Here is a 26,364-nt window from a genome sequence, read left to right on the forward strand (position 1 = left end):
CTTGTTCATGCACTGGCAACCCCATGTCACCGTCGCCACCCTGGTTCAGGACGGTGAACGTTTTCTGTTCGTCGAAGAACACAAGGCTGGGCGCGACGTGCTCAATCAACCGGCCGGGCACCTGGAGGCCAATGAAACCCTGCGCCAGGCTGCGCTTCGAGAAACACTCGAAGAAACCGGATGGGAGGTGGAGCTCACCGGTATCACCGGCATCTACCTTTACACCGCGCCCAGCAATGGCATCACCTACCAGCGGGTATGCTTCATTGCGCGGCCCCTGCGCCACCACCCTGAGCGCCCACTGGACACCGACATCCTGCGCACCCATTGGCTGACCCGCGACCAACTCGCGGCCGAGCCGAACCGCTGGCGCAGCGAACTGGTGCTGCGGTGCCTCGATGACTACCTGCAAGGTGGCCAGTATCCGCTTGAGGTCGTGCGCGACTAAGCGTTTTTCCATGGCGCTGCCGACCTGCTAGAATCCGCGTCTTTTCACCCCAGAGCCTCTCGCACATTCTATGTCCGCTTCCTCCCTTCCCGACCCGAAACACACCCGCGTGATCGTCGGCATGTCCGGCGGCGTCGACTCCTCCGTGTCCGCCTTGCTGCTGATGGAACAGGGCTACCAGGTCGAAGGGCTGTTCATGAAGAACTGGGAAGAGGACGACGGTACCGATTACTGCACCGCGCGCGAAGACCTTGCCGACGCCCAGGCCGTGTGCGACCGGATCGGCATCAAGCTGCATACCGCCAACTTCGCCGCCGAATACTGGGACAACGTCTTCGAACATTTCCTGGAGGAATACCGCGCCGGCCGCACGCCGAACCCGGACATCCTCTGCAACCGCGAAATCAAGTTCAAGGCCTTCCTGGACTACGCCCTGAGCCTGGGCGCCGACTTGATCGCCACAGGCCACTACGTGCGCCGCCGTGATCGCGAGGGGGTCACGGAGTTGCTCAAGGGCCTGGACCCGAACAAGGACCAGAGTTACTTCCTGCACGCCGTCGGCGGCGCGCAGATCGCCCGTACGCTATTCCCGGTCGGTGAGCTCGAAAAGCCCGCGGTGCGCGCCATCGCCGAACGGCACGGCCTGGCCACGGCCAAGAAGAAGGATTCGACCGGTATCTGCTTCATCGGCGAGCGGCGCTTCAGCGACTTTCTCAAGCAGTACCTTCCAGCGCAGCCGGGTGAAATCCACACGCCTGACGGCCAGGTGATCGGCCAGCACCATGGCCTGATGTACCACACCCTCGGCCAGCGCCAGGGCCTGGGCATCGGCGGCATGAAGGACGCAAGCGACGAGCCGTGGTACGTGGTTGCCAAGGATGTCGCACGCAATGTGCTGGTCGTCGGCCAGGGCAACGAGCACCCGCTGCTGTTCTCCCAGGCGTTGCAGGCCTCCACGATCTGGTGGGTCAACCCGCTGGATCTCTCGACACCTCGCCGGCTCACCGCCAAGGTGCGTTATCGCCAGGGCGACCAGGCATGCACCCTGGAACAAACCGCCCAAGGCTATCGCGTGAGTTTCGACGAGCCGCAGCGTGCGGTTACCCCTGGGCAATCGGTGGTGTTCTACGACGGCGAAATCTGCCTGGGCGGTGGCGTGATCGAATCGACCGAGGTCTCGCCATGAGCGGCTCGACTCAGGAACAGCTGATTGCGCTGGGCGGGGTATTCCACGCCGCCGTGCTGGTCGACCGAATCGCCAAGACCGGCCAGGTCGCGGAGGCAGACCTCGCCTGCCTGCTCGGCAGCCTGCTGGTGCGCGACCCCGAAGACACGCTGGACGTGTTCGGCGGCAGTGATCGGCAGTTGCGCGAAGGCTATGGGGCGCTGGCGGGCGCGCTGGAGCGAGACCCCGGTGCGCTGCAACGTGAACCTCTGCGTTACGCGCTGTCGATGATCGGCCTGGAGCGGCAACTGGCCAAACGCGGCGAGATGCTCGAACTTATCGGCCGGCGATTGCCCCAGATTCAGTCGCAGGTGGAGCATTTCGGGCTGGTTCACGAAAATGTGATCGCCGCCAGCGGCGCACTTTATCAAGACACCTTGAGCACCCTGCGCCAGCGCATTCAGGTGCAGGGCGACATGCGCCACCTGCAGCAGCCCAGCAATGCCTCCAAGATTCGCGCACTCTTGCTCGCCGGGATCCGCTGCGCGCGCCTCTGGAGGCAGCTTGGGGGCACACGCTGGCAGCTGCTGGTCAGCCGGCGCAGGCTGTTGCGCGAGCTGTATTCGGTGATGCGCCAGGGCGGCGCCTGAGCCCGCGCCCGTCCATTTCACAAGCATGGCCTGGCGGCTTCGTGTATGCTGTGCGCCCTTTTCGTAGCCCGACTGTCCGAGAACACCCCATGCAGCTTTCCTCGCTCACTGCGGTTTCCCCTGTAGACGGCCGTTATGCCGGCAAAACCCAGGCCCTGCGCACTATTTTCAGCGAATACGGCCTGATCCGCTTCCGTGCTCTGGTCGAGGTGCGCTGGCTGCAGCGCCTGGCAGCGCACCCGCAAGTGCCGGAAGTGGCCGCGTTCAGCAGCGAGGCCAACGCCCTGCTCAACGCACTGGCCGATGACTTCGCGCTGGAGCACGCCGAGCGTGTGAAGGAAATCGAACGCACCACCAACCACGACGTCAAGGCCATCGAATACCTGCTCAAGGAGCAGGCTGCCAAGCTGCCGGAACTGGCCAAGGTTGGCGAATTCATTCACTTCGCCTGCACCAGCGAAGACATCAACAACCTGTCCCACGCCCTGATGCTGCGCGAAGGCCGCGACACTGTGTTGCTGCCGCTGATGCGCCAGATCGCCAGCGCCCTGCGCGAGCTGGCCATCCGCTTCGCCGAAGTGCCGATGCTGTCGCGCACCCACGGCCAGCCTGCTTCGCCCACCACCTTGGGCAAGGAGCTGGCAAACGTGGTCTACCGCCTGGAGCGCCAGATCGCCCAAGTGGCAGCAGTACCGCTGCTTGGCAAGATCAACGGTGCGGTCGGCAACTACAACGCGCACCTCTCTGCTTACCCGGATATCGACTGGGAAGCCAATGCTCGCGCATTCATCGAAGGCGAGCTGGGGCTGACCTTCAACCCCTACACCACCCAGATCGAGCCGCACGACTACATCGCAGAGCTGTTCGACGCAATCGCGCGTTTCAATACCATCCTGATCGACTTCGACCGTGATGTCTGGGGCTACATTTCCCTGGGGTATTTCAAGCAGCGTACGGTGGCCGGCGAAATCGGCTCGTCGACCATGCCGCACAAGGTCAACCCGATCGACTTCGAAAACTCCGAAGGCAACCTCGGGATCGCCAATGCACTGTTCCAGCACCTGGCAAGCAAGCTGCCGATCTCGCGCTGGCAGCGCGACCTTACCGACTCCACCGTGCTGCGCAACCTGGGCGTTGGCTTTGCCCACAGCGTGATCGCCTATGAGGCCAGCCTGAAGGGCATCGGCAAGCTGGAGATCAACGCCGCTCGTCTTGCCGAAGACCTGGACGCCTGCTGGGAAGTGCTGGCCGAACCCATCCAGACGGTCATGCGCCGCTACAACATCGAGAACCCGTACGAGAAGCTCAAGGAGCTGACCCGCGGCAAGGGCATCAGCCCAGAGGCTTTGCAAACCTTCATCGACGGCCTGGACATGCCAGCCGCCGCCAAGGCAGAGCTCAAGCAGCTCACGCCCGCCAGCTACATCGGTAACGCCGCCGCACAGGCCAAGCGCATCTGACGCCTGCCTGCGCCTGACGCCCGGCCCAGGCCGGGCGTTTTTCATTGCGTTAAAAAAATTCCATTTTTCAATGGCTTGAATATGAATCATGACACTCCACTTGAACTGCTCGGCGGCCTGACTGCGAGCCAATTTCTGCGCGACTACTGGCAGAAGAAGCCCCTTCTGATACGCCAGGCCTTCCCTGATTTCCAGAACCCGCTGGAGCCCGATGAGCTGGCAGGGCTGGCGCTGGAGGATGAAGTTGAATCGCGCATCGTGCTCGAGCACGGCGCACACCCTTGGGAACTGCGCCGCGGCCCGTTCAACGAAGATACCTTCGGCAACCTGCCCGAAAAGGATTGGACGCTGCTGGTTCAGGCAGTCGATCAGTTCGTTCCCGAAGTGAACAGCTTGCTGGAACCGTTTCGTTTTCTGCCCACCTGGCGTATCGACGATGTGATGGTCAGCTATGCCGCACCTGGTGGTGGCGTGGGCCCGCATTTCGACAATTACGATGTGTTCCTGCTCCAGGGCCATGGCCGTCGCACCTGGAAGCTGGGGCAGATGTGCGACAACCAGAGCCCGCTGCTCGCGCACGCAGACCTGCGCATCCTCGATGGCTTCGAACAGGCCGACGAGTTCACGCTGGAGCCTGGCGACATGCTCTACCTGCCGCCGCGCCTGGCTCATTACGGCATTGCCGTGGATGAATGCATGACCTACAGCGTGGGCTTTCGCGCGCCCAGCGCCAGTGAAGTGCTTACCCATTTCACGGACTTTCTCGGCCAGTTCATTCCTGACGAGGAGCGCTACAGTGATGCAGACGCCCTCCCCGCTGTCGACCCGGGCATGATCCAGCAGGACGCACTGGTGCGCCTTAAAGAGCTCATCGCCCGCCACATGAACGATGACCATCTGCTGCTGACCTGGTTTGGCCAGTTCATGACCGAGCCGCGCTACCCCGAGCTGGTCAACGGCGAAGCACTGCCGCCCCAGGAGTTGCTGGATGCGCTAGCCGAGGGCGCAATTCTGATCCGCAACCCCAGCGCACGGATGGCCTGGGCGGAAATGGACGGGTACGTTACCCTGTTCGCCAGCGGCCAGAGTCGCCTGCTGGCACCGGAGCTGCGCGAGCTGCTCAAGCTGCTCTGCAGCGCGGATGCCCTGCATCAGGACAACCTCCAGCCATGGCTGGAGCATGACGAGGCTGTGGTATTGATTGCCCAGCTGATCGAGCAAGGAAGCCTGGGGTTTGCCATCGATGAATAAGATCAGCGTGCGAATTGCCGAATGGCACCGCGACTACAGCGACATCCGAAGGATTCGCGAAGCGGTGTTCGTGACCGAGCAGGCCGTTCCGGCCGAACAGGAGTGGGATGGCGAAGACGACAGCGCCGTGCACTTGCTGGCCTGCGAAGGCGACTTCGCCGTCGGTACCGCACGCCTGACTGCCTTGGGAGAGATCGGCCGCGTGTCGGTGCTCAGGGATTGGCGAGGGTTGAAGGTTGGCGAGGCGCTGCTGGCCGCGCTGATCGCCGAAGCTCGCCGGCGCGGCATCGAACAACCCAGGCTGACCGCTCAAGTGCAGGCCTGTGCGTTCTATGAGCGGCAAGGTTTCGAGATCATCAGCGATGAATTCCTCGAAGCCGGCATCGCTCACGTCGAGATGATCCTGCGTAGCTGACCGCAGCGCATGGCTGAGCCATACTTCGCCTAGCCCCTACGCGGAGTACCACAGCCATGCCGCTACGCCCCCTTCTCGCTGCCCTCGGCCTTGCCATCGCCTGCCAGGCCCAGGCCGCCACCCAGGTGCTGGACCTGCACTACCGCACCAGCACTGACATCCTCCCCATCGCCCAGCAGTTTCTTGGCAGGGATGGCAATGTCCAGGCCTATGGCAACCAACTGATCGTCAACGCAGAGCCTGATCGCATAGAGGCCCTCACCACATTGCTCGAACGTATCGACAGGCCAGCAAGGCGGTTGTTGATCAGCGTTGACACCACTGACAGCAATCATCAGGACGCCAGCGGCTACACGATCAACAATGGCGCCCAGGGCCGGGTGATTCGCTATGGCACCGCCAACCGCAGTGGCGGCGTGCAACAGGTGCAGGCCAGCGAAGGCGTACCCGCCCTTATCCAGATGGGCCAGAGCGTGCCGATCACCAACACCCGCACCGACAACTATGGCCGCGTGGAAACCGATACCCAATACCGCAACGTGACCCGCGGTTTCTACGTGACGGCCAGCGTGACGGGCAACGTTGTGCACCTTACCCTGAATACCAACAACGACAGCCTCAGCCAGGAACGGCCCGATGTCATCAACGTGCAAAGCACCGGCACCCAGGTGAGTGGGCCGCTGGGGCAGTGGATCACCGTGGCTGGCAACAATGGCTACAGCCAGGCCGATCAGAACGGCTGGGCGCAACGCTATGGCACCTCCGGGCGCGACGACATGACATTGCGCGTCAAAGTGGACGCACTCGAATAAAAACCGCGACTTACGGGCCTCCAACCGACTACCCGGTCATCTCCGACTTTCGTTGTAGTGTGTGTATTTTTCCACTACAAAACGTTTGACGTGCTTTTCCTCCCTAGGCATGATGGCCTCGCTCCCGCTGATCAGGGGCTCCGAAAAGGGGCCTCAGGTGCACTGGTCGACACCCTGACGAGTGCATCGCGTCTGCACGGCCCACAAGGCGGTCCGACGGGATGGCGACTGGAACGAAGTTGTCCCGAGGGACGGAAGCATCGAAGGGTTCTCCACGCAGGGCCCGGGCAATTTGAAGTGGTTTAGAACTGGCACTACATAGCTGCCGGCTCCACCTCCACGCCCATCGTTCGCCTCCCCTTCGCGACCCGCAGCGTCCAGCCTTCATCCTGCCGAACACGGACTCGACCTCCCTGTGGCGGAGCCAGGAGACTTTATCTACGACCTATGCGAGAGGGCTCATCCCATGGCACTGACACGCGAACAACAGATTGCGGCACTGGAACAAGACTGGGCACAGAACCCTCGCTGGAAAGGCATCACCCGCACCTACTCCGCCGCCGATGTAGTTCGCCTGCGTGGCTCGGTTCAACCCGAGCACACCCTGGCACGGCTCGGCGCCGAGAAGCTGTGGAAGATGGTGACTCAAGGCGCTCACCCGTCATTTCGCCCAGACAAGGATTTCGTCAACTGCATGGGTGCCCTCACCGGCGGCCAGGCCGTCCAGCAGGTAAAGGCAGGCATTCAGGCGATCTACCTGTCCGGCTGGCAAGTCGCGGCCGACAACAACTCGGCCGAGTCGATGTACCCGGACCAGTCTCTGTACCCGGTCGACTCTGTGCCAACTGTCGTCAAACGCATCAACAACTCGTTCCGGCGCGCCGACCAGATCCAGTGGAAAGCCGGCAAGAACCCTGGCGATGAGGGCTATATCGATTATTTTGCGCCCATTGTCGCAGACGCCGAGGCAGGCTTTGGCGGCGTGCTCAACGCCTATGAACTGATGCGTGGAATGATCGAGGCAGGTGCCGCAGGCGTTCACTTCGAAGACCAACTGGCTTCGGTGAAAAAATGCGGGCACATGGGTGGCAAGGTACTGGTACCGACCCAGGAGGCGGTGCAAAAGCTGGTAGCGGCCCGCCTGGCCGCAGACGTGGCCGGCGTGCCGACCATCATCCTCGCGCGCACCGACGCCAACGCAGCAGACCTGCTGACCAGCGACTGCGACCCCTATGACCAGCCGTTCGTGACCGGCCAGCGCACGCCTGAAGGCTTCTACAAAGTGCGTGCCGGCCTCGACCAGGCCATCGCCCGCGGCCTGGCCTACGCGCCGTATGCAGATATGGTCTGGTGTGAGACCGCCAAGCCCGACCTTGACGAGGCGCGCCGTTTTGCCGAGGCGATCAAAAAGGAGTACCCGGACCAGATCCTCTCCTACAACTGCTCGCCCTCCTTCAACTGGAAGAAGAACCTGGACGATGCAACCATCGCCAAATTCCAGCGCGAGCTGTCCGCCATGGGCTACAAGCACCAGTTCATCACCCTGGCTGGCATCCACAACATGTGGCACGGGATGTTCAACCTGGCCTACGACTACGCGCGCAACGACATGACTGCCTACGTGAAACTGCAGGAACAGGAGTTCGCTGATGCCCAGCGCGGCTACACATTCGTAGCGCACCAGCAGGAAGTCGGCACCGGCTATTTCGACGACATGACCACCGTGATCCAGGGTGGAGCCTCGTCGGTCACTGCACTCAAAGGCTCGACCGAGGAAGAACAGTTTCATTGAAGCTTCTAGCTTCTAGCGGGACCCTGAAGCCATGGCCCGGCGCTCGCCGACGCCATGGCTTTTTCTCAGATACACGTGTGAAACTTTGATCTACCCCAACGCAGACGAAAGAAGGATCGCTTATAAACGCCAGCGGTCTATATTGTTGGAAAGGAGTTTTACCAAACAACAATAATACTCATACGCGATTCATTATCATTTAAAGTTGTGCGTTTCCTTATCTCACCTCACCTGAACAGTCTCCACCCGACACGCTGCAACGCCCGTAATTCGCGGCCTGGGGCGGTCATAGCTGCAAGGAATGGGGGTAATGAGGTAAATTAATTTGATTAGGCAAATTTACTTGCAGCGGCTTTACTCATAGAATTCCGCCGATTGATTCGGCTGCGACATATAGTCACTGCGCTACTTTGACACAACCACAGAGTGAATCCGGCGCGCCGCCGGCTCTGTTAAGGACTACAGCATGACCCCTTCAGCAGGATTTCTGGCCCACAACTGGGGCTTTGCCATCTTCCTCCTGGGTGTAGCTGGGCTCTGCGCCTTCATGCTCCTTCTCTCAAGCATTCTGGGTAGCAAGGCCTGGGGCCGCGCAAAGAACGAACCGTTCGAGTCCGGCATGCTCCCGGTGGGCAGCGCCCGCCTGCGCCTATCCGCAAAATTCTATCTGGTCGCGATGCTGTTCGTGATCTTCGACATCGAAGCCCTGTTCCTCTTCGCCTGGTCCGTTTCGGTCCGTGAGAGCGGGTGGGCCGGCTTTGCTGAAGCTTTCATATTCATAGCAATTCTGTTGGCAGGTCTTGTCTACCTTTGGCGAGTAGGGGCGCTCGATTGGGCACCCGAAGGTCGTCGCAAGCGGCAGGCGAAGCTCAAACAATGAGGCTTTGGCAATGCAATACAACCTTACCCGTATCGATCCGGACGCTCCCAACGAGCAATATCCCATCGGCAACCGGGAAACCGTCGCCGACCCGCTAGAGGATCAGGTCCACAAGAACGTCTTCATGGGGAAACTCTCGGACGTGCTCAGTGGCGCAGTCAACTGGGGCCGCAAGAACTCTCTCTGGCCGTACAACTTCGGCCTTTCGTGCTGCTACGTGGAAATGACCACGGCTTTCACGGCGCCCCATGACATCGCGCGCTTCGGCGCCGAGGTGATCCGGGCTTCGCCGCGCCAGGCCGATTTCATGGTCGTGGCGGGCACCTGCTTCATCAAGATGGCGCCGATCATCCAGCGCCTGTATGAGCAGATGCTCGAACCCAAATGGGTAATCTCCATGGGCTCGTGCGCCAATTCCGGCGGCATGTATGACATCTACTCGGTCGTTCAGGGCGTGGACAAGTTCCTGCCTGTCGACGTGTACGTGCCCGGCTGCCCTCCTCGCCCCGAGGCATTCCTGCAAGGCTTGATGCTGCTGCAGGAGTCGATCGGCCAGGAGCGCCGCCCGTTGTCCTGGGTCGTGGGCGATCAAGGCATCTACCGTGCCGACATGCCTTCGCAACGGGAACAGCGCCGCGAACAGCGTATCGCGGTCACCAACCTGCGCACCCCCGACGAAGTCTGAACCGCGACTGCCAGGCGCCAATGCGCCTGCCTGCACGGGTTTCATTCTTTGACGTTGACCGAAAGCGACCAGAATCATGACAACAGCGGACACCGCTCTGTATATCCCGCCCTACAAGGCCGACGACCAGGACGTGGTCGCCGAGCTGGCCCAGCGTTTCGGGCCTGACGCATTCACCGCCCAGGCCACCCGCACCGGCATGCCGGTGCTGTGGGTTGCGCGTGCCCATCTCAAGGAAGTCCTGAGCTTCCTGCGAGGTGTGAGCAAGCCCTATTCGATGCTCTATGACCTGCACGGCGTCGACGAACGCCTGCGCACTCAGCGCCGCGGCCTGCCCGGCGCAGACTTCACCGTGTTCTATCACCTGCTCTCTGTAGAACGAAACAGCGACGTAATGATTAAGGTTGCCTTGCACGAAGGCGACTTGAACGTGCCCAGCGTTACCGGCATCTGGCCGAATGCTTCGTGGTACGAGCGCGAAGTCTGGGACATGTTCGGCATCAACTTCGAAGGCCACCCGCACCTGACGCGCATCCTGATGCCGCCTACCTGGGAAGGCCATCCGCTGCGCAAGGATTACCCTGCCCGCGCCACCGAGTTCGACCCGTACAGCCTCACCCTGGCCAAGCAAGAGCTCGAGGAAGAAGCCGCGCGCTTCAACCCCGAGGCCTGGGGCATGAAGCGCCACGGCGCCAACGAGGATTACATGTTCCTCAACCTGGGCCCGAACCACCCTTCGGCCCACGGTGCGTTCCGCATCATCCTGCAGCTCGACGGCGAAGAAATCGTCGATTGCGTGCCAGACATCGGCTACCACCACCGTGGTGCGGAAAAGATGGCCGAGCGCCAGAGCTGGCACAGCTTCATCCCCTATACCGACCGGATCGACTACCTGGGCGGGGTGATGAACAACCTGCCCTACGTACTGGCGGTCGAGAAGCTTGCTGGCATCAAGGTGCCGCAAAAGGTCGACACCATCCGCGTGATGCTCGCCGAGTTCTTCCGCATCACCAGCCACTTGCTGTTCCTGGGTACCTATATCCAGGACGTCGGGGCAATGACGCCGGTGTTCTTCACCTTCACCGACCGCCAGAAGGCCTACACGGTAATCGAAGCCATCACCGGCTTTCGCCTGCACCCGGCCTGGTATCGCATTGGCGGCGTTGCGCACGACCTGCCGCGCGGCTGGGACAAGCTGGTCAAGGACTTTGTCGAATGGCTGCCCAAACGCCTGGACGAATACGAGAAAGCCGCGCTCAAGAACAGCATCCTCAAGGGCCGCACCATCGGTGTTGCCCAGTACAACACCAAGGAAGCACTGGAATGGGGCGTCACCGGTGCCGGCCTGCGTTCTACCGGTTGCGACTTCGATTTGCGCAAGGCGCGCCCCTACTCGGGCTATGAGAACTTCGAGTTCGAAGTGCCGCTGGCGCACAACGGCGATGCCTATGACCGCTGCATCGTGCGCGTGGAAGAAATGCGCCAGAGCATCCGCATCATCGACCAGTGCCTGCGCAACATGCCCGAAGGCCCGTACAAGGCGGACCACCCGCTGACCACACCGCCGCCCAAGGAGCGCACCCTGCAGCACATCGAAACCCTGATCACTCACTTCCTGCAGGTTTCCTGGGGCCCGGTCATGCCGGCCAACGAAGCTTTCCAGATGATCGAAGCGACCAAGGGCATCAACAGCTATTACCTGACGAGCGACGGCGGCACCATGAGCTACCGTACCCGTATCCGGACTCCCAGCTACCCGCATCTGCAGCAGATCCCCTCGGTGATCCGCGGCAGCATGGTCGCCGACCTCATTGCGTACCTGGGCAGTATCGATTTCGTCATGGCCGATGTGGACCGTTGAGCATGAACAGCACGCTTATCCAGACTGACCGTTTCGCCCTGAGCGAAACCGAGCGCTCGGCCATCGAGCACGAAATGCACCACTACGAAGACCCGCGCGCGGCGTCCATCGAAGCCCTGAAGATCGTCCAGAAGCAGCGCGGCTGGGTGCCGGACGGCGCCATCCCCGCCATCGGCGAACTGCTCGGCATCCCTGCCAGCGACGTCGAAGGCGTGGCCACGTTCTACAGCCAGATCTTCCGCCAGCCAGTTGGGCGCCACATCATTCGCGTGTGCGACAGCATGGTCTGCTACATCGGCGGCCACGAGTCGATCGTCGGCCGCATCCAGACCGAGCTGGGCATTGGCCTGGGGCAAACCACCGCTGACGGCCGCTTCACATTGCTGCCGGTGTGCTGCCTGGGCAACTGCGACAAGGCACCTGCACTGATGATCGACGATGACACCTTCGGCGACGTCCAGGCGGACGGCGTCGGCAAACTGCTGGAGGGCTACGTATGACCCTGACCTCCTTCGGGCCGGCCAACCGCATCGCCCGTGCCCCGGAAACCCATCCACTTACCTGGCGCCTGCGCGAAGACGCAGAGCCGGTGTGGCTCGACGAATACCAGGCCAAGAACGGCTACGCAGCGGCGCGCAAGGCCCTGGGCGAGTTCGCCCCTGACGATATCGTGCAAGCGGTGAAGGACTCCGGCCTCAAGGGCCGCGGCGGTGCCGGCTTCCCCACCGGGGTGAAGTGGGGCCTGATGCCCAAGGATGAGTCCATGAACATCCGTTACCTGCTGTGTAACGCCGATGAGATGGAGCCCAATACCTGGAAAGACCGTATGCTCATGGAGCAGCAGCCACACCTGCTGATCGAAGGCATGCTGATCAGCGCCCGCGCACTGAAGGCCTACCGTGGCTACATCTTCCTGCGCGGCGAATACGTCACGGCCGCTGCGCACCTGAACCGCGCCATCGCCGAAGCCAAGGCCGCCGGCCTGCTGGGCGAGAACATTCTGGGCAGCGGCTTCAACTTCGAGCTGTTCGTGCACACCGGCGCCGGCCGCTATATCTGCGGCGAAGAAACCGCGCTGATCAACTCGCTCGAAGGGCGCCGCGCCAACCCGCGTTCCAAGCCGCCCTTCCCTGCCGCCGTGGGCGTGTGGGGCAAGCCGACCTGCGTGAACAATGTCGAGACCCTGTGCAACGTGCCGGCGATCGTGCTCAACGGCAACGACTGGTACAAGGGCCTTGCCCGCGAAGGTAGCGAAGACCACGGCACCAAGCTCATGGGTTTCTCCGGAAAGGTGAAAAACCCCGGCCTCTGGGAGCTGCCGTTCGGCATCACTGCCCGTGAACTGTTCGAGGATTACGCCGGCGGCATGCGCGACGGCTACACCCTCAAGTGCTGGCAGCCCGGTGGCGCCGGTACTGGCTTCCTGCTCCCAGAGCATCTTGAAGCGCAGATGTACGCAGGCGGCATCGGCAAGGTCGGCACCCGGATGGGTACCGGGCTGGCGATGGCGGTGGACAACACAGTCAACATGGTGTCGCTGCTGCGCAATATGGAGGAGTTCTTCGCCCGCGAGTCGTGCGGCTGGTGCACCCCCTGCCGCGACGGGCTGCCGTGGAGCGTGAAGCTGCTGCGCGCACTGGAGAAAGGCCAGGGCACTCGCGAGGACATCGACACCCTGCTGGGCCTGGTGAATTTCCTCGGCCCTGGCAAGACCTTCTGCGCCCATGCCCCTGGTGCCGTGGAGCCCCTTGGCAGCGCGATCAAATATTTCCGGGAGGAGTTCGAAGCAGGCGTTGCACCGCTCGCCACTCCCGGCTTCGGCCAGCCACGCCCGATACCGGCCGGCGCCTGAAGCACCGATGCAAAGGCGGAGCGTGCTCCGCCGCCTGCGCCTGAAGCCGCGATACGCGCCAGGCACAGAACAGGATTTCCATTAGCCTCGCCCGCTCACGCGGGCCAACGAAGACCTTTGAACCATGGCCACTATCCACGTAGACGGCAAAGCGCTCGAAGTCGATGGTGCAGACAACCTCTTGCAGGCATGTCTGTCCCTGGGCCTCGACATCCCCTACTTCTGCTGGCACCCCGCGCTTGGTAGCGTCGGTGCCTGCCGCCAGTGCGCGGTGAAGCAGTACAACGACGAAAACGACACGCGCGGCCGCATCGTCATGTCGTGCATGACGCCAGCAGCCGACAACACCTGGATCTCCATCGACGACGACGAATCCAAGGCGTTTCGCGCCAGCGTCGTCGAATGGCTGATGACCAACCACCCTCACGACTGCCCGGTTTGCGAAGAAGGCGGCCATTGCCACCTGCAGGACATGACGGTGATGGTCGGCCACAACGAGCGCCGCTATCGCTTCACCAAGCGTACTCACCAGAACCAGGAGCTCGGCCCGTTCATCGCTCACGAGATGAACCGCTGCATCGCCTGCTACCGCTGCGTGCGTTACTACAAGGACTACGCCGGCGGCACCGACCTGGGCGTTTACGGCGCGCACGACAACGTCTATTTCGGCCGCATCGAAGACGGCGTGCTGGAAAGCGAGTTCTCCGGCAACCTCACCGAGGTCTGCCCAACGGGCGTGTTCACCGACAAGACTCACTCCGAGCGCTACAACCGCAAGTGGGACATGCAGTTCGCACCCAGCATCTGCCATGGCTGCTCCAGTGGCTGCAACATCAGCCCGGGCGAGCGCTATGGCGAGCTGCGCCGCATCGAGAACCGCTTCAACGGCTCGGTGAACCAGTATTTCCTGTGTGACCGCGGCCGCTTCGGCTATGGCTACGTCAACCGCAAGGATCGCCCGCGCCAGCCTTTGCTGGGCCAGCAGAAGCTGACCCTGGACGATGGCCTGGACAAGGCTGCCGAACTGTTGCGCGGCCGCAACATAGTCGGTATCGGTTCGCCCCGCGCCAGCCTTGAAAGCAACTACGCGCTGCGTGAACTGGTGGGTTCGGCCCACTACTACACCGGTATGGAAGCCGGCGAACTGGCCCGGGTTCGCCTGGCGCTGGAAGTCCTGAAGAACAGCCCGCTGCCGATCCCGACCTTGCGCGACATGGAAGACCACGACGCCGTGTTCGTGCTCGGTGAAGACCTGACTCAGACCGCTGCCCGCGTGGCCCTGGCCCTTCGCCAATCGGTCAAGGGCAAGGCTGAAGCCATGGCCGAGGCCATGCGCGTGCAGCCCTGGCTGGACGCGGCCGTGCGCAACATCGGCCAGCACGAGCTCAACCCGCTGTTCATCGCCAGCGTCACCGATACCCGCCTGGACGACATCGCCGAAGCCTGCGTTCACGCAGCGCCGGATGACCTGGCTCGCATCGGTTTCGCCGTGGCTCACGCCATCGACCCGAGCGCACCCGCCGTCGCCGGCCTGGACGACGAAGCCAAGGGCTTCGCTCAACGTATCGCCGATGCCCTGCTGGCTGCCAAGCGGCCGCTGGTAGTAGGTGGTGTGTCACTGGGCTCCAGCGCGCTGGTGGAGGCTGCTGCCAACATCGCCAAGGCCCTGGCCGCACGTGCCAAGGCCGGCTCGCTGAGCCTGGTGGTGCCGGAAGCCAACAGCCTGGGCCTGGCCCTGCTGGGCGGCGACTCGCTCGACGCTGCGCTGCAACAGGTCATCGACGGCCATGCCGACGCCCTCGTGGTGCTGGAGAACGACCTCTACACCCGTACCGACCGTGCCAAGGTCGATGCTGCCCTGGCGGCAGCGAAGGTGCTGATCGTGGCCGATCATCAGATGACCGAAACCGCCGAACGCGCCCACCTGGTGCTGCCGGCGGCCAGCTTCGCCGAAGGCGATGGCACCCTGAGTCAGCCAGGAAGGCCGCGCACAGCGGTTCTTCCAGGTTTACGACCCCGCTTACCTTGATGCAAGCAACCTGATCCACGAAGGCTGGCGCTGGCTGCATGCCCTGCGCGCCACGCTGCTGGAACGCCCGGTCGACTGGACTCAGCTGGACCACGTCACTCAGGCCTGTGCCAACGCTGCCAAACCGTTGGCTCGTATCGTCGATGCTGCGCCTTCTGCTGCCTTCCGCATCAAGGGCATGAAACTCGCCCGCGAACCGCTGCGCTACAGCGGCCGCACCGCCATGCGCGCCAACATCAGCGTGCACGAGCCGCGTACCCCGCAAGACAGCGACACCGCCTTTGCCTTCTCCATGGAAGGCTATTCGGGCTCGGCCGAACCGCGCCAGCAGGTGCCGTTCGCCTGGTCGCCGGGCTGGAACTCGCCGCAAGCCTGGAACAGTTTCAGGATGAAGTCGGCGGCAGCCTGCGTGCCGGCGACCCGGGCGTGCGCCTGATCGAAAGCCAGGGCGACAACCTTGCCTGGTTCGAGGCGCCGCGCGCATTTGCACCGGCCCAGGGCACCTGGCAGGCCGTGCCGTTCTATCACCTGTTCGGCAGTGACGAGAACAGCGCCAAGGCAGCTCCGGTGCAAACGCGCGTTCCCGAGGCCTACGTGGCACTGGCCAAGGCCGAGGCCGATCGCCTGGGCGTGAACGAGGGCGCCCTGCTCTCGCTGAACGTCGCCGGGCAGGCCCTGCGCCTGCCGCTGAAAATCAATGAAGAACTGGGCGCAGGCCTGGTCGGGCTGCCCAAGGGCCTGGCCGGCATTCCTGCCGCATTCAGTGGCCTCTCGGTTGATGGCCTGCAGGAGGCAGCACAATGACCTGGCTTACCCCGGACCTGGTGGACATCATCATCCAGGTAATCAAGTGCATCGTCATCCTGCTCGCCGTGGTGGTCTGCGGCGCGCTGCTCTCGTTCGTCGAACGGCGCTTGCTGGGCTGGTGGCAAGACCGCTACGGCCCTAACCGCGTCGGCCCGTTCGGCATGTTCCAGATCGCTGCCGACATGCTGAAGATGTTCTTCAAGGAGGACTGGAACCCACCCTTCGTCGACCGAGTGATCTTCACCCTGGCGCCGGTGGTGGCCATGAGTGCGCTGCTGCTTGCGTTCTCGGTCATCCCGATCACCGCGACCTGGGGCGTTGCCGACCTGAACATCGGCCTGCTGTTCTTCTTCGCCATGGCCGGGCTTTCGGTGTATGCGGTGTTGTTCGCCGGTTGGTCGAGCAACAACAAGTACGCCCTGCTTGGCAGCCTGCGCGCCTCGGCGCAAACCGTGAGCTACGAAGTGTTCATGGGCCTGGCGCTGATGGGCGTGGTGGTGCAGGTGGGCTCGTTCAACATGCGCGACATCGTTGAATACCAGGCGCAGAACCTGTGGCTGATCATTCCGCAGTTCATCGGCTTCTGCACCTTCTTCATCGCAGGCGTCGCGGTCACTCACCGCCACCCGTTCGACCAACCCGAAGCCGAGCAAGAGCTGGCTGACGGCTACCACATCGAATACGCCGGCATGAAATGGGGCATGTTCTTCGTGGGCGAGTACATCGGCATCGTGCTGGTGTCGGCGCTGCTGGTCACGCTGTTCTTCGGCGGCTGGCACGGCCCGTTCAACATCCTGCCGCAGCTCTCGTTTCTGTGGTTCGCCCTCAAGACCGGTTTCTTCATCATGCTGTTCATCCTGCTGCGCGCGTCGATCCCACGCCCGCGCTATGACCAGGTGATGGAATTCAGCTGGAAGTTCTGCCTGCCACTGACCCTTGTAAACCTGCTGGTGACCGCCGCGATCGTGCTACTGCACGCCCCGGCCGGCGCGGTTCAGTGAGGAGAGACGCACATGTTCAAATATATCGGCAACATCATGAGCGGTACCTATACCCAGCTACGCAGCCTGGTGATGGTGTTCGGCCATGGTTTCCGCAAGCGCGACACGCTGCAATATCCCGAAGAAGCCGTGTACCTGCCGCCGCGCTACCGCGGCCGCATCGTGCTCACGCGTGACCCCGACGGTGAAGAGCGTTGCGTTGCGTGCAACCTGTGCGCGGTGGCCTGCCCGGTAGGCTGCATCTCGCTGCAGAAGGCAGAAACCGACGACGGCCGCTGGTACCCGGAATTCTTCCGCATCAACTTCTCGCGCTGCATCTTCTGCGGCCTCTGCGAAGAGGCCTGCCCGACCACCGCAATCCAGCTCACACCGGATTTCGAGATGGCCGAGTACAAGCGCCAGGAGCTGGTGTACGAGAAAGAAGACCTGCTCATTTCTGGCCCTGGCAAGAACCCGGACTATAACTTCTATCGCGTCGCGGGCATGGCGATCGCCGGAAAGCCGAAAGGCGCCGCGCAGAACGAAGCCGAACCGATCAACGTGAAGAGCCTGCTGCCTTAAGGACGAACGATGGAATTCGCTTTCTACTTCGCATCCGGTGTCGCGGTGCTGGCTACCCTTCGGGTGATTACCAACACCAATCCCGTGCATGCCCTGCTCTACCTGATCATCTCCCTGATCGCCATCGCGATGACGTTTTTCGCGCTGGGTGCGCCCTTTGCGGGCATCCTGGAAGTCATCGCCTACGCCGGCGCCATCATGGTGCTGTTCGTGTTCGTGGTGATGATGCTGAACCTGGGCCCTGCCCAGGCAGCGCAGGAAAAAGCCTGGTTCAAGCCCGGCATCTGGGCCGGCCCCATGCTGCTGGGCGTGCTGTTGCTGATGGAACTGGGCATCGTCTTGTTCAGCCATCCCAGCACCGCCGCCATCGGCACCACCACCGTAGACGCCAAGGCCGTGGGCATCAGCCTGTTCGGGCCTTATCTGCTGGTGGTCGAACTGGCTTCCATGCTCCTGCTCGCGGGCGTGGTCACGGCTTTCCACATCGGGCGCAACGAGGCCAAGGAGTAAGCCATGCCTGCCATTCCAATGGAACACGGCCTCGCCGTCGCCGGTGTGCTGTTCACCCTGGGCCTGGTCGGCCTGCTGGTGCGCCGTAACATCCTTTTCATGTTGATGAGCCTGGAAATCATGATGAACGCCGCCGCACTGGCGTTCATCGTCGCAGGCAGCCGCTGGGGGCAACCGGATGGGCAGATCATGTTCATCCTGGTGATCAGCCTGGCAGCCGCCGAGGCCAGTATCGGCCTTGCGATCCTGATCCAGCTGTATCGCCGCTTCCACACGCTCGATATCGATGCAGCCAGCGAGATGCGCGGATGAACCTACTTTTCCTGACTTTCGTCTTTCCACTGATCGGTTTCCTGCTGCTGTCGTTTTCGCGCGGGCGCTGGTCTGAAAACACCAGCGCTGCCATTGGCGTAGGCTCTCTGGGCCTGTCCGCCATCGTCGCTGCCTGGGTCATCTTCCAGTTCAACGTAAACCCGCCCGCCAACGGCGTGTACGTGCAGCACCTCTGGACCTGGATGAACGTCGACGGCTTCGCTCCGACCTTCACCCTGTATCTGGATGGCCTGGCTGTAACCATGCTGGGCGTGGTGGTCGGGGTGGGCTTTCTGATCCACCTCTTCGCGTCCTGGTACATGCGCGGCGAAAACGGCTACTCGCGGTTCTTCTCCTACACCAACCTGTTCATTGCCAGCATGTTGTTCCTGATCCTGGGCGACAACCTGCTGTTCATCTACTTCGGTTGGGAAGGCGTGGGCCTGTGCAGCTATCTGCTGATCGGCTTCTACTACAGCGAGCGCAAGAACGGCGATGCCGCCATGAAGGCCTTCATCGTGACCCGCATCGGTGACGTGTTCATGGCCATCGGCCTGTTCATCCTGTTCCACCAATTGGGCACGCTGAACATCCAGGAACTGCTGGCGCGGGCGCCGGGCCACTTTCAGGTGGGCGACTTCTGGATCGTGCTGGCAACGCTGATGCTGCTGGGCGGTGCGGTCGGTAAATCCGCTCAACTGCCGCTGCAGACCTGGCTGGCGGACGCGATGGCCGGCCCTACCCCGGTGTCGGCACTGATCCATGCCGCGACCATGGTGACCGCCGGTGTCTACCTCATCGCCCGTACTCACGGCCTGTTCGAACTGGCGCCACAGGTTCTGCACCTGGTGGGCATCGTAGGTGCCGTCACGCTGGTGCTGGCGGGCTTCGCGGCCTTGGTACAAACCGACATCAAGCGCATCCTTGCCTATTCGACCATGAGCCAGATCGGCTACATGTTCCTGGCCCTGGGTGTAGGCGCCTGGTCGGGCGCGATCTTCCACCTGATGACTCATGCTTTCTTCAAGGCGCTGCTGTTCCTCGCCTCCGGTGCTGTGATCGTCGCCTGCCACCACGAGCAGAACATCTTCAAGATGGGCGGCCTTTGGAAGAAGCTGCCGCTCGCGTACGCCAGCTTCATCGTCGGCGGTGCCGCACTGGCTGCCCTGCCGATCCTGACTGCCGGCTTCTATTCCAAGGACGAAATCCTCTGGGAAGCCTTCGCCAGTGGCCATACCTACCTGCTTTACGCAGGCCTGGTGGGCGCATTCATGACCTCGATCTACACCTTCCGCCTGATCTTCATCGCCTTCCATGGCGAAGCCAAGACCGAAGCTCACGCCGGCCACGGGATTTCCCACTGGTTGCCGTTGGGCGTGCTGATCGTGCTGTCGACCTTCATTGGTGCCTGGATTCACCCACCGCTGGCGGGCGTACTGCCTGAAAGCGTCGGCCATGCCGGTGGTGAAGCGCAGCACAGCCTGGAAATCGCCTCGGGCGCTATCGCGCTGGCAGGTATTCTGCTGGCAGCCGTGCTGTTCCTCGGCAAACGCCGCTTCGCGACCGCCGTGGCCAACAGCGGCCCGGGCCGGCTGTTGTCGCGCTGGTGGTTCGCTGCGTGGGGCTTCGACTGGCTCTACGACAAGCTGTTCGTCAAGCCGTATCTGCTGATCTGCCATGTGCTGCGCAAAGACCCTCTGGACAAGACCATCGGCCTGATCCCGGCCATGGCCAAGGGTGGGAACAAAGCCATGAGCCGCAGCGAAACCGGGCAGTTGCGCTGGTACGCAGCCTCCATTGCCTTCGGTGCCGTGCTGGTGATCGGCGCTGTTGTCGCGGCGGCGGTGTGACCATGAACCTTGCGAATTTGCTTAAGGAATCGACCCTGTCATGATTTTGCCCTGGCTGATCCTGATCCCCTTCATCGGCGGCCTGCTGTGCTGGCTGGGTGAGCGCGGTGCCGCCACCCTGCCACGCTGGATTGCGCTGCTGACCATGGCCCTCGAATTCGCTCTGGGCCTCTGGCTCTGGGCGACCGGGGACTACACCCTGGCCCCTGCTCCTGGCGCTGCGCCGGCCTGGAGCCACGAGTTCCATCTGAGCTGGATCCCGCAACTGGGCATCAGCGTTCATCTGGCGATGGATGGCCTGTCGCTGCTGATGATCCTGCTCACCGGCCTGCTCGGCATGCTCTCGGTGCTCTGCTCCTGGAAAGAGATCCAGCGCCACGTCGGCTTCTTCCACCTCAACCTGATGTGGATTCTGGGCGGCGTGATCGGTGTGTTCCTGGCCGTGGACCTGTTCCTGTTCTTCTTCTTCTGGGAGATGATGCTGGTTCCGATGTACTTCCTGATCGCACTGTGGGGCCACAGCTCGTCGGACGGAAAGCGCACGCGCATCTACGCCGCGACCAAGTTCTTCATCTTCACCCAGGCCAGTGGCCTGATCATGCTGGTGGCGATCCTGGGCCTGGTGCTGGTGAACTACAACCAGACCGGCGTGCTGACCTTCAACTATGCCGACCTGCTCAAGGCCAGGCTGCCCGAGGGCGTGGAATACATCCTCATGCTGGGCTTCTTCATCGCGTTCGCGGTGAAGCTGCCGGTGGTGCCGCTGCACTCCTGGTTGCCTGACGCTCACGCCCAGGCGCCTACGGCCGGTTCCGTAGACCTGGCGGGCATTCTGCTCAAGACCGCGGCCTACGGCCTGCTGCGCTTTGCGCTGCCGTTGTTCCCGCATGCTTCCGCCGAGTTCGCGCCGATCGCGATGGCGCTTGGCCTGGTCGGGATCTTCTACGGGGCCTTCCTGGCCTTCGCCCAGACCGACATCAAGCGCCTGATCGCCTACTCCAGCGTCTCGCACATGGGCTTCGTGCTGATCGCCATCTACTCGGGCAGCCAGCAGGCGCTGCAAGGCGCTGTGATCCAGATGCTGGCTCACGGCCTCTCGGCGGCTGCGCTGTTCATTCTGTCCGGCCAGCTCTACGAGCGCATGCACACGCGTGACTTCCGTGAGATGGGCGGGCTGTGGGCACGCATTCCGTACCTGCCGGCGATCAGCCTGTTCTTCGCAGCCGCTTCGCTGGGCCTCCCGGGCACCGGCAACTTCGTTGGCGAGTTCCTCATTCTGCTGGGCAGTTTCAAGGTTGCTCCCTGGGTGTCGGCCATTGCCACCTCGGGCCTGGTGTTCGGCTCGGTCTACTCGCTGATCATGATTCACCGTGCCTACTTCGGCCCGGCGAAGAAAGACACCGTGCTGGCCGGGATGGACGCGCGAGAAATGACCATGATCCTGGGCCTTGCGGCGCTGCTGGTGTGGCTGGGGGTTTACCCGCAGCCGTTCCTGGACACCACTGCGGCGACCGTCGCTGGGGTTCAGCACTGGTTCGCCTCGGCATTCACTCAACTCGCTTCGGCCCGGTAAGAGCGCTATGGAACTGACTTCACAACACTTTCTGGCCCTGCTACCGCTGTTGATCACCAGTGCCACCGCAGTGGTGGTGATGCTGGCGATCGCCTGGCGGCGCAACCACTCGATGATCTTCCTGCTGTCGGCAGCCGGGCTGAACCTGGCCTTGCTGTCGATCCTGCCGGTGCTGAAGATCACGCCGATCGCAGTGACTACATTGCTGCAGGTAGACAACTTCGCCTGCTTCTACATGGCACTGATACTCATCGCCACGCTGGCTTGCGTCACCCTGGCACACGCCTATCTGGGTGAAGGCGCTGCCGGTGCCGGCTACCCGGGCAACCGCGAGGAGCTGTACCTGCTGATCATCCTGGCTGCCGCGGGCGGCCTGGTGCTAGTAATGGCGCAGCAACTGTCGTCGCTGTTCATCGGCCTGGAGCTGCTCTCGGTACCCACTTACGGCCTGATCGCCTATGCCTTCTTCAACAAGCGTTCACTGGAGGCTGGCGTCAAGTACATGGTGCTGTCGGCCGCTGGTTCAGCGTTCCTGCTGTTCGGTATGGCGCTGGTGTATGCCGATGCTGGCAGCCTGTCGTTCAGTGCCATCGGCACCGCGCTGGCAGCCACTGGCCAACCCAGCGGCCTCGCGCAGCTTGGCCTGGCGATGATGGTGGTAGGGCTGGCGTTCAAGCTGTCCCTGGTGCCCTTCCACCTCTGGACGCCGGACGTGTACGAAGGCGCGCCTGCGCCGGTGGCCGCGTTCCTGGCAACTGCCAGCAAGGTGGCTGTATTCGCCGTGCTGGTCCGCCTGTTCCAGCTTTCGCCGTTGGCCTCCAGCGGCATGATCTACACCGTGCTCGCCGTGATTGCCGTACTGTCGATCCTGGCTGGTAACCTGCTGGCAATGATGCAGAGCAACCTGAAGCGCCTGCTGGGTTACTCCTCCATCGCTCACTTCGGTTACCTGCTGATTGCCCTGGTGGCCAGCAAGGGGATGGCGCTGGAAGCCATCGGTGTCTATTTGGCCACCTACACCCTCACCAGCCTGGGTGCCTTCGGCGTGATCACGCTGATGTCTTCGCCTTATGACGGCCGCGACGCTGATGCGCTGTTCGAGTACCGCGGGCTGTTCTGGCGTCGCCCGTACCTGACGGCAGTGCTGACGGTGATGATGCTGTCGCTGGCAGGCATCCCGCTCACGGCCGGCTTCATCGGCAAGTTCTACGTGATCGCCACTGGCGTTCAGTCGCAGCTGTGGTGGATGGTCGGCGCATTGGTCATCGGTAGCGCCATCGGCGTGTTCTACTACCTGCGCGTGATGGTGACCATGTACCTGCGTGAAGCCGACGCGCCGCGCCGCGACGCACCGCTGAAATGGGAACAGCGTGCCGGTGGTGTGATGCTGCTGGCTATTGCAGTGCTGGCGTTCGTGCTGGGTGTCTACCCATCGCCGCTGGTGGAGCTGGTCAAGCATGCGGGCTTTCACCTGATGGGTTGACCTAGCCCGAATGCAGCGGCCTGGGTCGCTGTACTGCCGCACGACAAGCCCCCGCCATGAAGCGGGGGCTTGTCTTTCAGAGCGCATAGAGCGGGTACTGGCCAGCGTTGCAGGCCCTTCTATCCTGCCTCTACATTGGCGCTATCACTTAAACTGATCCGCACCTTTGAACGCAGGACGCAGTCCGCGTCGAGGCTTTCATCCATAAGCTCCCCCTCCACAATGCTCAGCGACTGGCACCGCACATTGGCGACTCGCTCGACCCGGATGTCGACCGTGCAATCGATTAGTGTGTGGGTGTCTATCAGCTCATCTACAAGCTCGCCATTGACAATGCTCACGCAACCTGAACCCGGCATTGCATGGTTGACCTGCCCGCACTGGTGCCTATGCAGGCTGGCGCCAGATTGTGATGCGATGAGCTCACCCTGGGCCAACATCAGGCTCGCCTCAGGTGTGGCGAGCAGTACATTGGCGCAATTTGACAGGCTGATGGCAATATGCGCCCCGGGTGCAATCGGACCCTGTACAAGCGGCCCGATCAGCGCTGGGCCAACCAATTGGCAGGGATAGCCCAAGGTAAGGTTTGCGCTGTTGCTGATCGTGATCGTTATCCGCGCATCTGCACCAACCTCGCCTAGCAGGGTCGGAAGCAAAGGCAGCGTCGGGGCCGCTTGATCGCTCACCATCCACACAAGGTTGGCGACCTGGTGAATGAAGATCTCCACTTGATCTCCCCGCGCGACCCGAAGAGGTACTTCGAAAAGATGGGGACGGGCTGGCCCGCCGTTACGGGCGTAGAACATTCCGGATCGGGTGGTCATAGTGCGCTCCAAAAGCCTGATAATGCCAATCAGGCCTGTCACCACCGGGTAACCCTCTACTACCTGCGCTATAGAAGCGGCTAACTGAAACAGCCGCAGGCAACGCCAGTTTCAATTTTTTCAAGCCGCCGACACGATCAACCGTCTGGGTAGCAACGGCGTACAAGGGCGAGGGTCAGCCTCAGTTGTGTCGCTGGCCAGGCTAGCGACGCTTGAAGGCTTGCAGGTCAGGCATGCGGCGGCTTGAGCGGCGAAGGTGCCGGGCTTGCGTACTGCGGCTTGAGGTGCCCGTCCTGATCTAGCAGCCAGGCATCGAGCACCTCTCGAACCACCGGCCCCGCCACTCTGCCACCGGCCTCGCCGTTCTCGATCATCACCGCTACTACGATCTGCGGTTTCTCAGCCGGAGCGAAGCCGACGAACAGTGCGTTATCGCGGTTGCGCTCGGCGGTCTTGTTGCGGTTGTAGCGCTCGCCCTGGCGAATCGCGACCACCTGGGCAGTGCCGCTCTTGCCGGCAATGCGGTACTGCGCATTGACCGCTGACTGGCGGGCGATGCCGCGCGGATCGTGCAGCACAGCCTGCATGCCGCGGTTGACCTGCTCCCACTCATTAGGGTCATGCAACACGATATTGGGCATCGGGTTGCTGTCCACCGGCGGTTGCCCGCCGATGGTCTGCGCCAGGTGCGGGCGGTGCCACACACCTTTGCTCGCGATCAGCGAGGTGGCCTGGGCCAGTTGCAGCGGGGTCACTTGCATGTAGCCCTGGCCGATACCGAGGATCAGCGTTTCACCGGGGAACCAGGGCTGGCGGCGGGTTGCACGCTTCCATTGCTCCGAAGGCATCAGGCCCGGCGCTTCTTCGAACATGTCCAGGGAAACCTTCTGCCCGATGCCGAAGCGGCTCAGATAATCATGCAGCCGGTCGATGCCCAGGCGATGCGCGGTTTCATAGAAATAGACATCGTTGGAACGCATGATCGCCGAGTACAGGTCGACCCAGCCGTCACCGGCGCGGTTCCAGTTGCGGTATTTGTGATCGTAATTAGGCAGCTGGTAGTAGCCAGGGTCGAAGATCCGTGTGCCGGCATTGATCACGCCGCTGTCAAGGCCTGCGACGGCCACCTCTGGTTTGATGGTCGAGCCAGGCGCATAGAGGCCGCGCAGCACGCGGTTGAACAGCGGCCGGTCGATCGAATCCCGCAGCGCGGTGTATTGCTTGAAGCTGATGCCGGTTACGAAGAGGTTGGGGTCGAAGCCCGGTTCGCTGACCATGGCCAATACCTCTCCAGTATTGGGGTCGAGCGCAACAATAGCGCCTCGGCGGCCGTCCAGCGCCTTTTCCGCAGCGCGCTGCAGGTTGATATCCAAACTCAGAGTGATGTTCTGGCCCGGCACCGGATCGGTGTGGCGCAGCACCCGCATCACCCTGCCCTGCGCGTTGGTTTCGACTTCCTCGAAGCCTACGTGGCCGTGGAGCTGAGGCTCATAGAAGCGCTCCACGCCGGTCTTGCCCACCGACTGAGTGCCGCGGTATTCGGTCTGGTCAAGGGTCTTGGCTTCGTGTTCGTTGATACGCCCTACATACCCAAGGGAATGGGCGAACAGCTCGCCCTGAGGGTACTCGCGCACGAATTGCGCATCCACATCCAGCCCGGGCAGGCGAAATTGGTTCACCGCGATGTCGGCGATCTGTTCCTCGGTCAGTTCGTACATCAAAGTGACCGGCTCGAAGGGGTGGCGCGAGCGCTTGAGGTCCTTGTCGAAGTCGTGGCGCTGCTCATCGGTCAGGTGCAGGATCTGCGCGAGGTTGTCCAGCACCTGGGCGACCTGCGCGCTGTTCCCGGCGCGTTCGCGGGTGAGCGTCAGGTTGAAACTGGGCCGGTTGTCGGCGAGCACCACGCCATTGCGGTCATAGACCAAACCGCGCTCGGGCGCGATGGGCAGCACGTGAACGCGGTTGTTCTCGGATACCGTGGAGTGGTAGTCGTACTGGATGACCTGCAGAAAGTACAGCCGCGCCACGAGGCTCAACGCCAATGCCAGCACCAGCAGGCCGCACACCAGCAGCCTCCGGTTGACGAGGCCTTTTTCTTTCTCGTGGTCTTTAAGGGGAATCGGGTTGGGCATGGGTACCGTTC

22 protein-coding genes and 1 pseudogene are annotated in these 26,364 nt (G+C 62.4%); 21 read left to right on the forward strand and 2 right to left on the reverse strand.

Features of this window, described 5'->3' with window-relative positions; all coding sequences use genetic code 11:
• The first annotated feature begins 7 nt into the window (after nucleotides 1–7).
• The 21 genes and pseudogenes from LN139_RS10660 to nuoN all read left to right on the forward strand — a co-directional run bounded on the left by LN139_RS10660 (nucleotide 8) and on the right by nuoN (nucleotide 23,397).
• Entirely contained in the window at nucleotides 8–448 is a 441-nt protein-coding gene (locus LN139_RS10660; RefSeq protein ID WP_236359857.1) for an NUDIX hydrolase, read from the forward strand.
• Between the two features lie 70 nt (nucleotides 449–518).
• Entirely contained in the window at nucleotides 519–1,634 is a 1,116-nt protein-coding gene (gene mnmA / locus LN139_RS10665) for a tRNA 2-thiouridine(34) synthase MnmA (RefSeq protein ID WP_236359858.1), read from the forward strand.
• Nucleotides 1,631–2,263, forward strand: a complete 633-nt coding sequence (gene hflD / locus LN139_RS10670) for a high frequency lysogenization protein HflD (RefSeq protein ID WP_236359859.1) — start codon at nucleotides 1,631–1,633, stop codon at nucleotides 2,261–2,263. The genes mnmA and hflD overlap by 4 nt, the downstream gene beginning before the upstream one ends.
• A gap of 89 nt (nucleotides 2,264–2,352) precedes the next feature.
• Nucleotides 2,353–3,723, forward strand: coding sequence for an adenylosuccinate lyase (gene purB / locus LN139_RS10675; protein ID WP_236359860.1), 1,371 nt, complete (start codon nucleotides 2,353–2,355; stop codon nucleotides 3,721–3,723).
• Between the two features lie 81 nt (nucleotides 3,724–3,804).
• Complete coding sequence (locus LN139_RS10680) at nucleotides 3,805–4,974, forward strand: ribosomal protein uL16 3-hydroxylase (protein WP_236359861.1); 1,170 nt, start codon at nucleotides 3,805–3,807, stop codon at nucleotides 4,972–4,974.
• Nucleotides 4,967–5,389, forward strand: a complete 423-nt coding sequence (locus tag LN139_RS10685) for a GNAT family N-acetyltransferase (RefSeq protein WP_236359862.1) — start codon at nucleotides 4,967–4,969, stop codon at nucleotides 5,387–5,389. The genes LN139_RS10680 and LN139_RS10685 overlap by 8 nt, the downstream gene beginning before the upstream one ends.
• Nucleotides 5,390–5,445: 56 nt before the next feature.
• Entirely contained in the window at nucleotides 5,446–6,201 is a 756-nt protein-coding gene (locus LN139_RS10690; RefSeq protein ID WP_236359863.1) for a secretin N-terminal domain-containing protein, read from the forward strand.
• 466 nt (nucleotides 6,202–6,667) lie between these two features.
• Complete coding sequence (aceA, locus tag LN139_RS10695) at nucleotides 6,668–7,993, forward strand: isocitrate lyase (RefSeq protein WP_236359864.1); 1,326 nt, start codon at nucleotides 6,668–6,670, stop codon at nucleotides 7,991–7,993.
• A 466-nt stretch (nucleotides 7,994–8,459) separates the two neighbouring features.
• A complete protein-coding gene (locus LN139_RS10700; RefSeq protein ID WP_097086242.1) occupies nucleotides 8,460–8,873 on the forward strand; it encodes an NADH-quinone oxidoreductase subunit A in 414 nt (137 codons plus the stop codon).
• A gap of 10 nt (nucleotides 8,874–8,883) precedes the next feature.
• A complete protein-coding gene (locus tag LN139_RS10705) occupies nucleotides 8,884–9,558 on the forward strand; it encodes a NuoB/complex I 20 kDa subunit family protein (RefSeq protein WP_236359865.1) in 675 nt (224 codons plus the stop codon).
• Between the two features lie 76 nt (nucleotides 9,559–9,634).
• Nucleotides 9,635–11,419, forward strand: coding sequence for an NADH-quinone oxidoreductase subunit C/D (gene nuoC, locus LN139_RS10710; protein WP_236359866.1), 1,785 nt, complete (start codon nucleotides 9,635–9,637; stop codon nucleotides 11,417–11,419).
• 2 nt (nucleotides 11,420–11,421) lie between these two features.
• Complete coding sequence (nuoE, locus tag LN139_RS10715; protein ID WP_236359867.1) at nucleotides 11,422–11,919, forward strand: NADH-quinone oxidoreductase subunit NuoE; 498 nt, start codon at nucleotides 11,422–11,424, stop codon at nucleotides 11,917–11,919.
• Nucleotides 11,916–13,271 carry an NADH-quinone oxidoreductase subunit NuoF gene (nuoF, locus tag LN139_RS10720; RefSeq protein ID WP_236359868.1) on the forward strand — a complete coding sequence of 452 codons (1,356 nt, stop codon included), beginning with the start codon at nucleotides 11,916–11,918 and terminating at the stop codon, nucleotides 13,269–13,271. The genes nuoE and nuoF overlap by 4 nt, the downstream gene beginning before the upstream one ends.
• 124 nt (nucleotides 13,272–13,395) lie before the next feature.
• Nucleotides 13,396–16,104, forward strand: a pseudogene (gene nuoG, locus LN139_RS10725) (NADH-quinone oxidoreductase subunit NuoG).
• Complete coding sequence (gene nuoH, locus LN139_RS10730) at nucleotides 16,101–17,108, forward strand: NADH-quinone oxidoreductase subunit NuoH (protein WP_236359869.1); 1,008 nt, start codon at nucleotides 16,101–16,103, stop codon at nucleotides 17,106–17,108. Before nuoG ends, nuoH begins: the two are co-directional and overlap by 4 nt.
• Nucleotides 17,109–17,120: 12 nt before the next feature.
• Nucleotides 17,121–17,669 (forward strand): NADH-quinone oxidoreductase subunit NuoI, encoded by a 549-nt coding sequence (gene nuoI, locus LN139_RS10735; RefSeq protein ID WP_236359870.1) that lies wholly within the window; start codon nucleotides 17,121–17,123, stop codon nucleotides 17,667–17,669.
• Nucleotides 17,670–17,678: 9 nt separating this feature from the next.
• A complete protein-coding gene (nuoJ, locus tag LN139_RS10740; protein WP_236359871.1) occupies nucleotides 17,679–18,179 on the forward strand; it encodes an NADH-quinone oxidoreductase subunit J in 501 nt (166 codons plus the stop codon).
• A gap of 3 nt (nucleotides 18,180–18,182) precedes the next feature.
• Nucleotides 18,183–18,491, forward strand: coding sequence for an NADH-quinone oxidoreductase subunit NuoK (nuoK, locus tag LN139_RS10745; RefSeq protein WP_097086221.1), 309 nt, complete (start codon nucleotides 18,183–18,185; stop codon nucleotides 18,489–18,491).
• Entirely contained in the window at nucleotides 18,488–20,341 is a 1,854-nt protein-coding gene (gene nuoL, locus LN139_RS10750; protein ID WP_236359872.1) for an NADH-quinone oxidoreductase subunit L, read from the forward strand. Before nuoK ends, nuoL begins: the two co-directional genes overlap by 4 nt.
• A 40-nt stretch (nucleotides 20,342–20,381) precedes the next feature.
• Nucleotides 20,382–21,914: an NADH-quinone oxidoreductase subunit M gene (nuoM, locus tag LN139_RS10755; RefSeq protein ID WP_236359873.1), complete on the forward strand. Its 1,533-nt coding sequence runs from the start codon at nucleotides 20,382–20,384 to the stop codon at nucleotides 21,912–21,914.
• A 7-nt stretch (nucleotides 21,915–21,921) separates the two neighbouring features.
• Nucleotides 21,922–23,397 (forward strand): NADH-quinone oxidoreductase subunit NuoN, encoded by a 1,476-nt coding sequence (gene nuoN, locus LN139_RS10760; RefSeq protein WP_236359874.1) that lies wholly within the window; start codon nucleotides 21,922–21,924, stop codon nucleotides 23,395–23,397.
• A gap of 119 nt (nucleotides 23,398–23,516) precedes the next feature.
• On the opposite strand, the gene LN139_RS10765 is transcribed toward nuoN, so the two are convergent.
• Entirely contained in the window at nucleotides 23,517–24,221 is a 705-nt protein-coding gene (locus LN139_RS10765) for a hypothetical protein (RefSeq protein WP_236359875.1), read from the reverse strand.
• A gap of 227 nt (nucleotides 24,222–24,448) precedes the next feature.
• Entirely contained in the window at nucleotides 24,449–26,353 is a 1,905-nt protein-coding gene (gene mrdA, locus LN139_RS10770; protein WP_236359876.1) for a penicillin-binding protein 2, read from the reverse strand.
• Nucleotides 26,354–26,364: the final 11 nt, after the last annotated feature.

The organism is Pseudomonas sp. KNUC1026 (assembly GCF_021650705.1).
Classification (GTDB): domain Bacteria; phylum Pseudomonadota; class Gammaproteobacteria; order Pseudomonadales; family Pseudomonadaceae; genus Aquipseudomonas.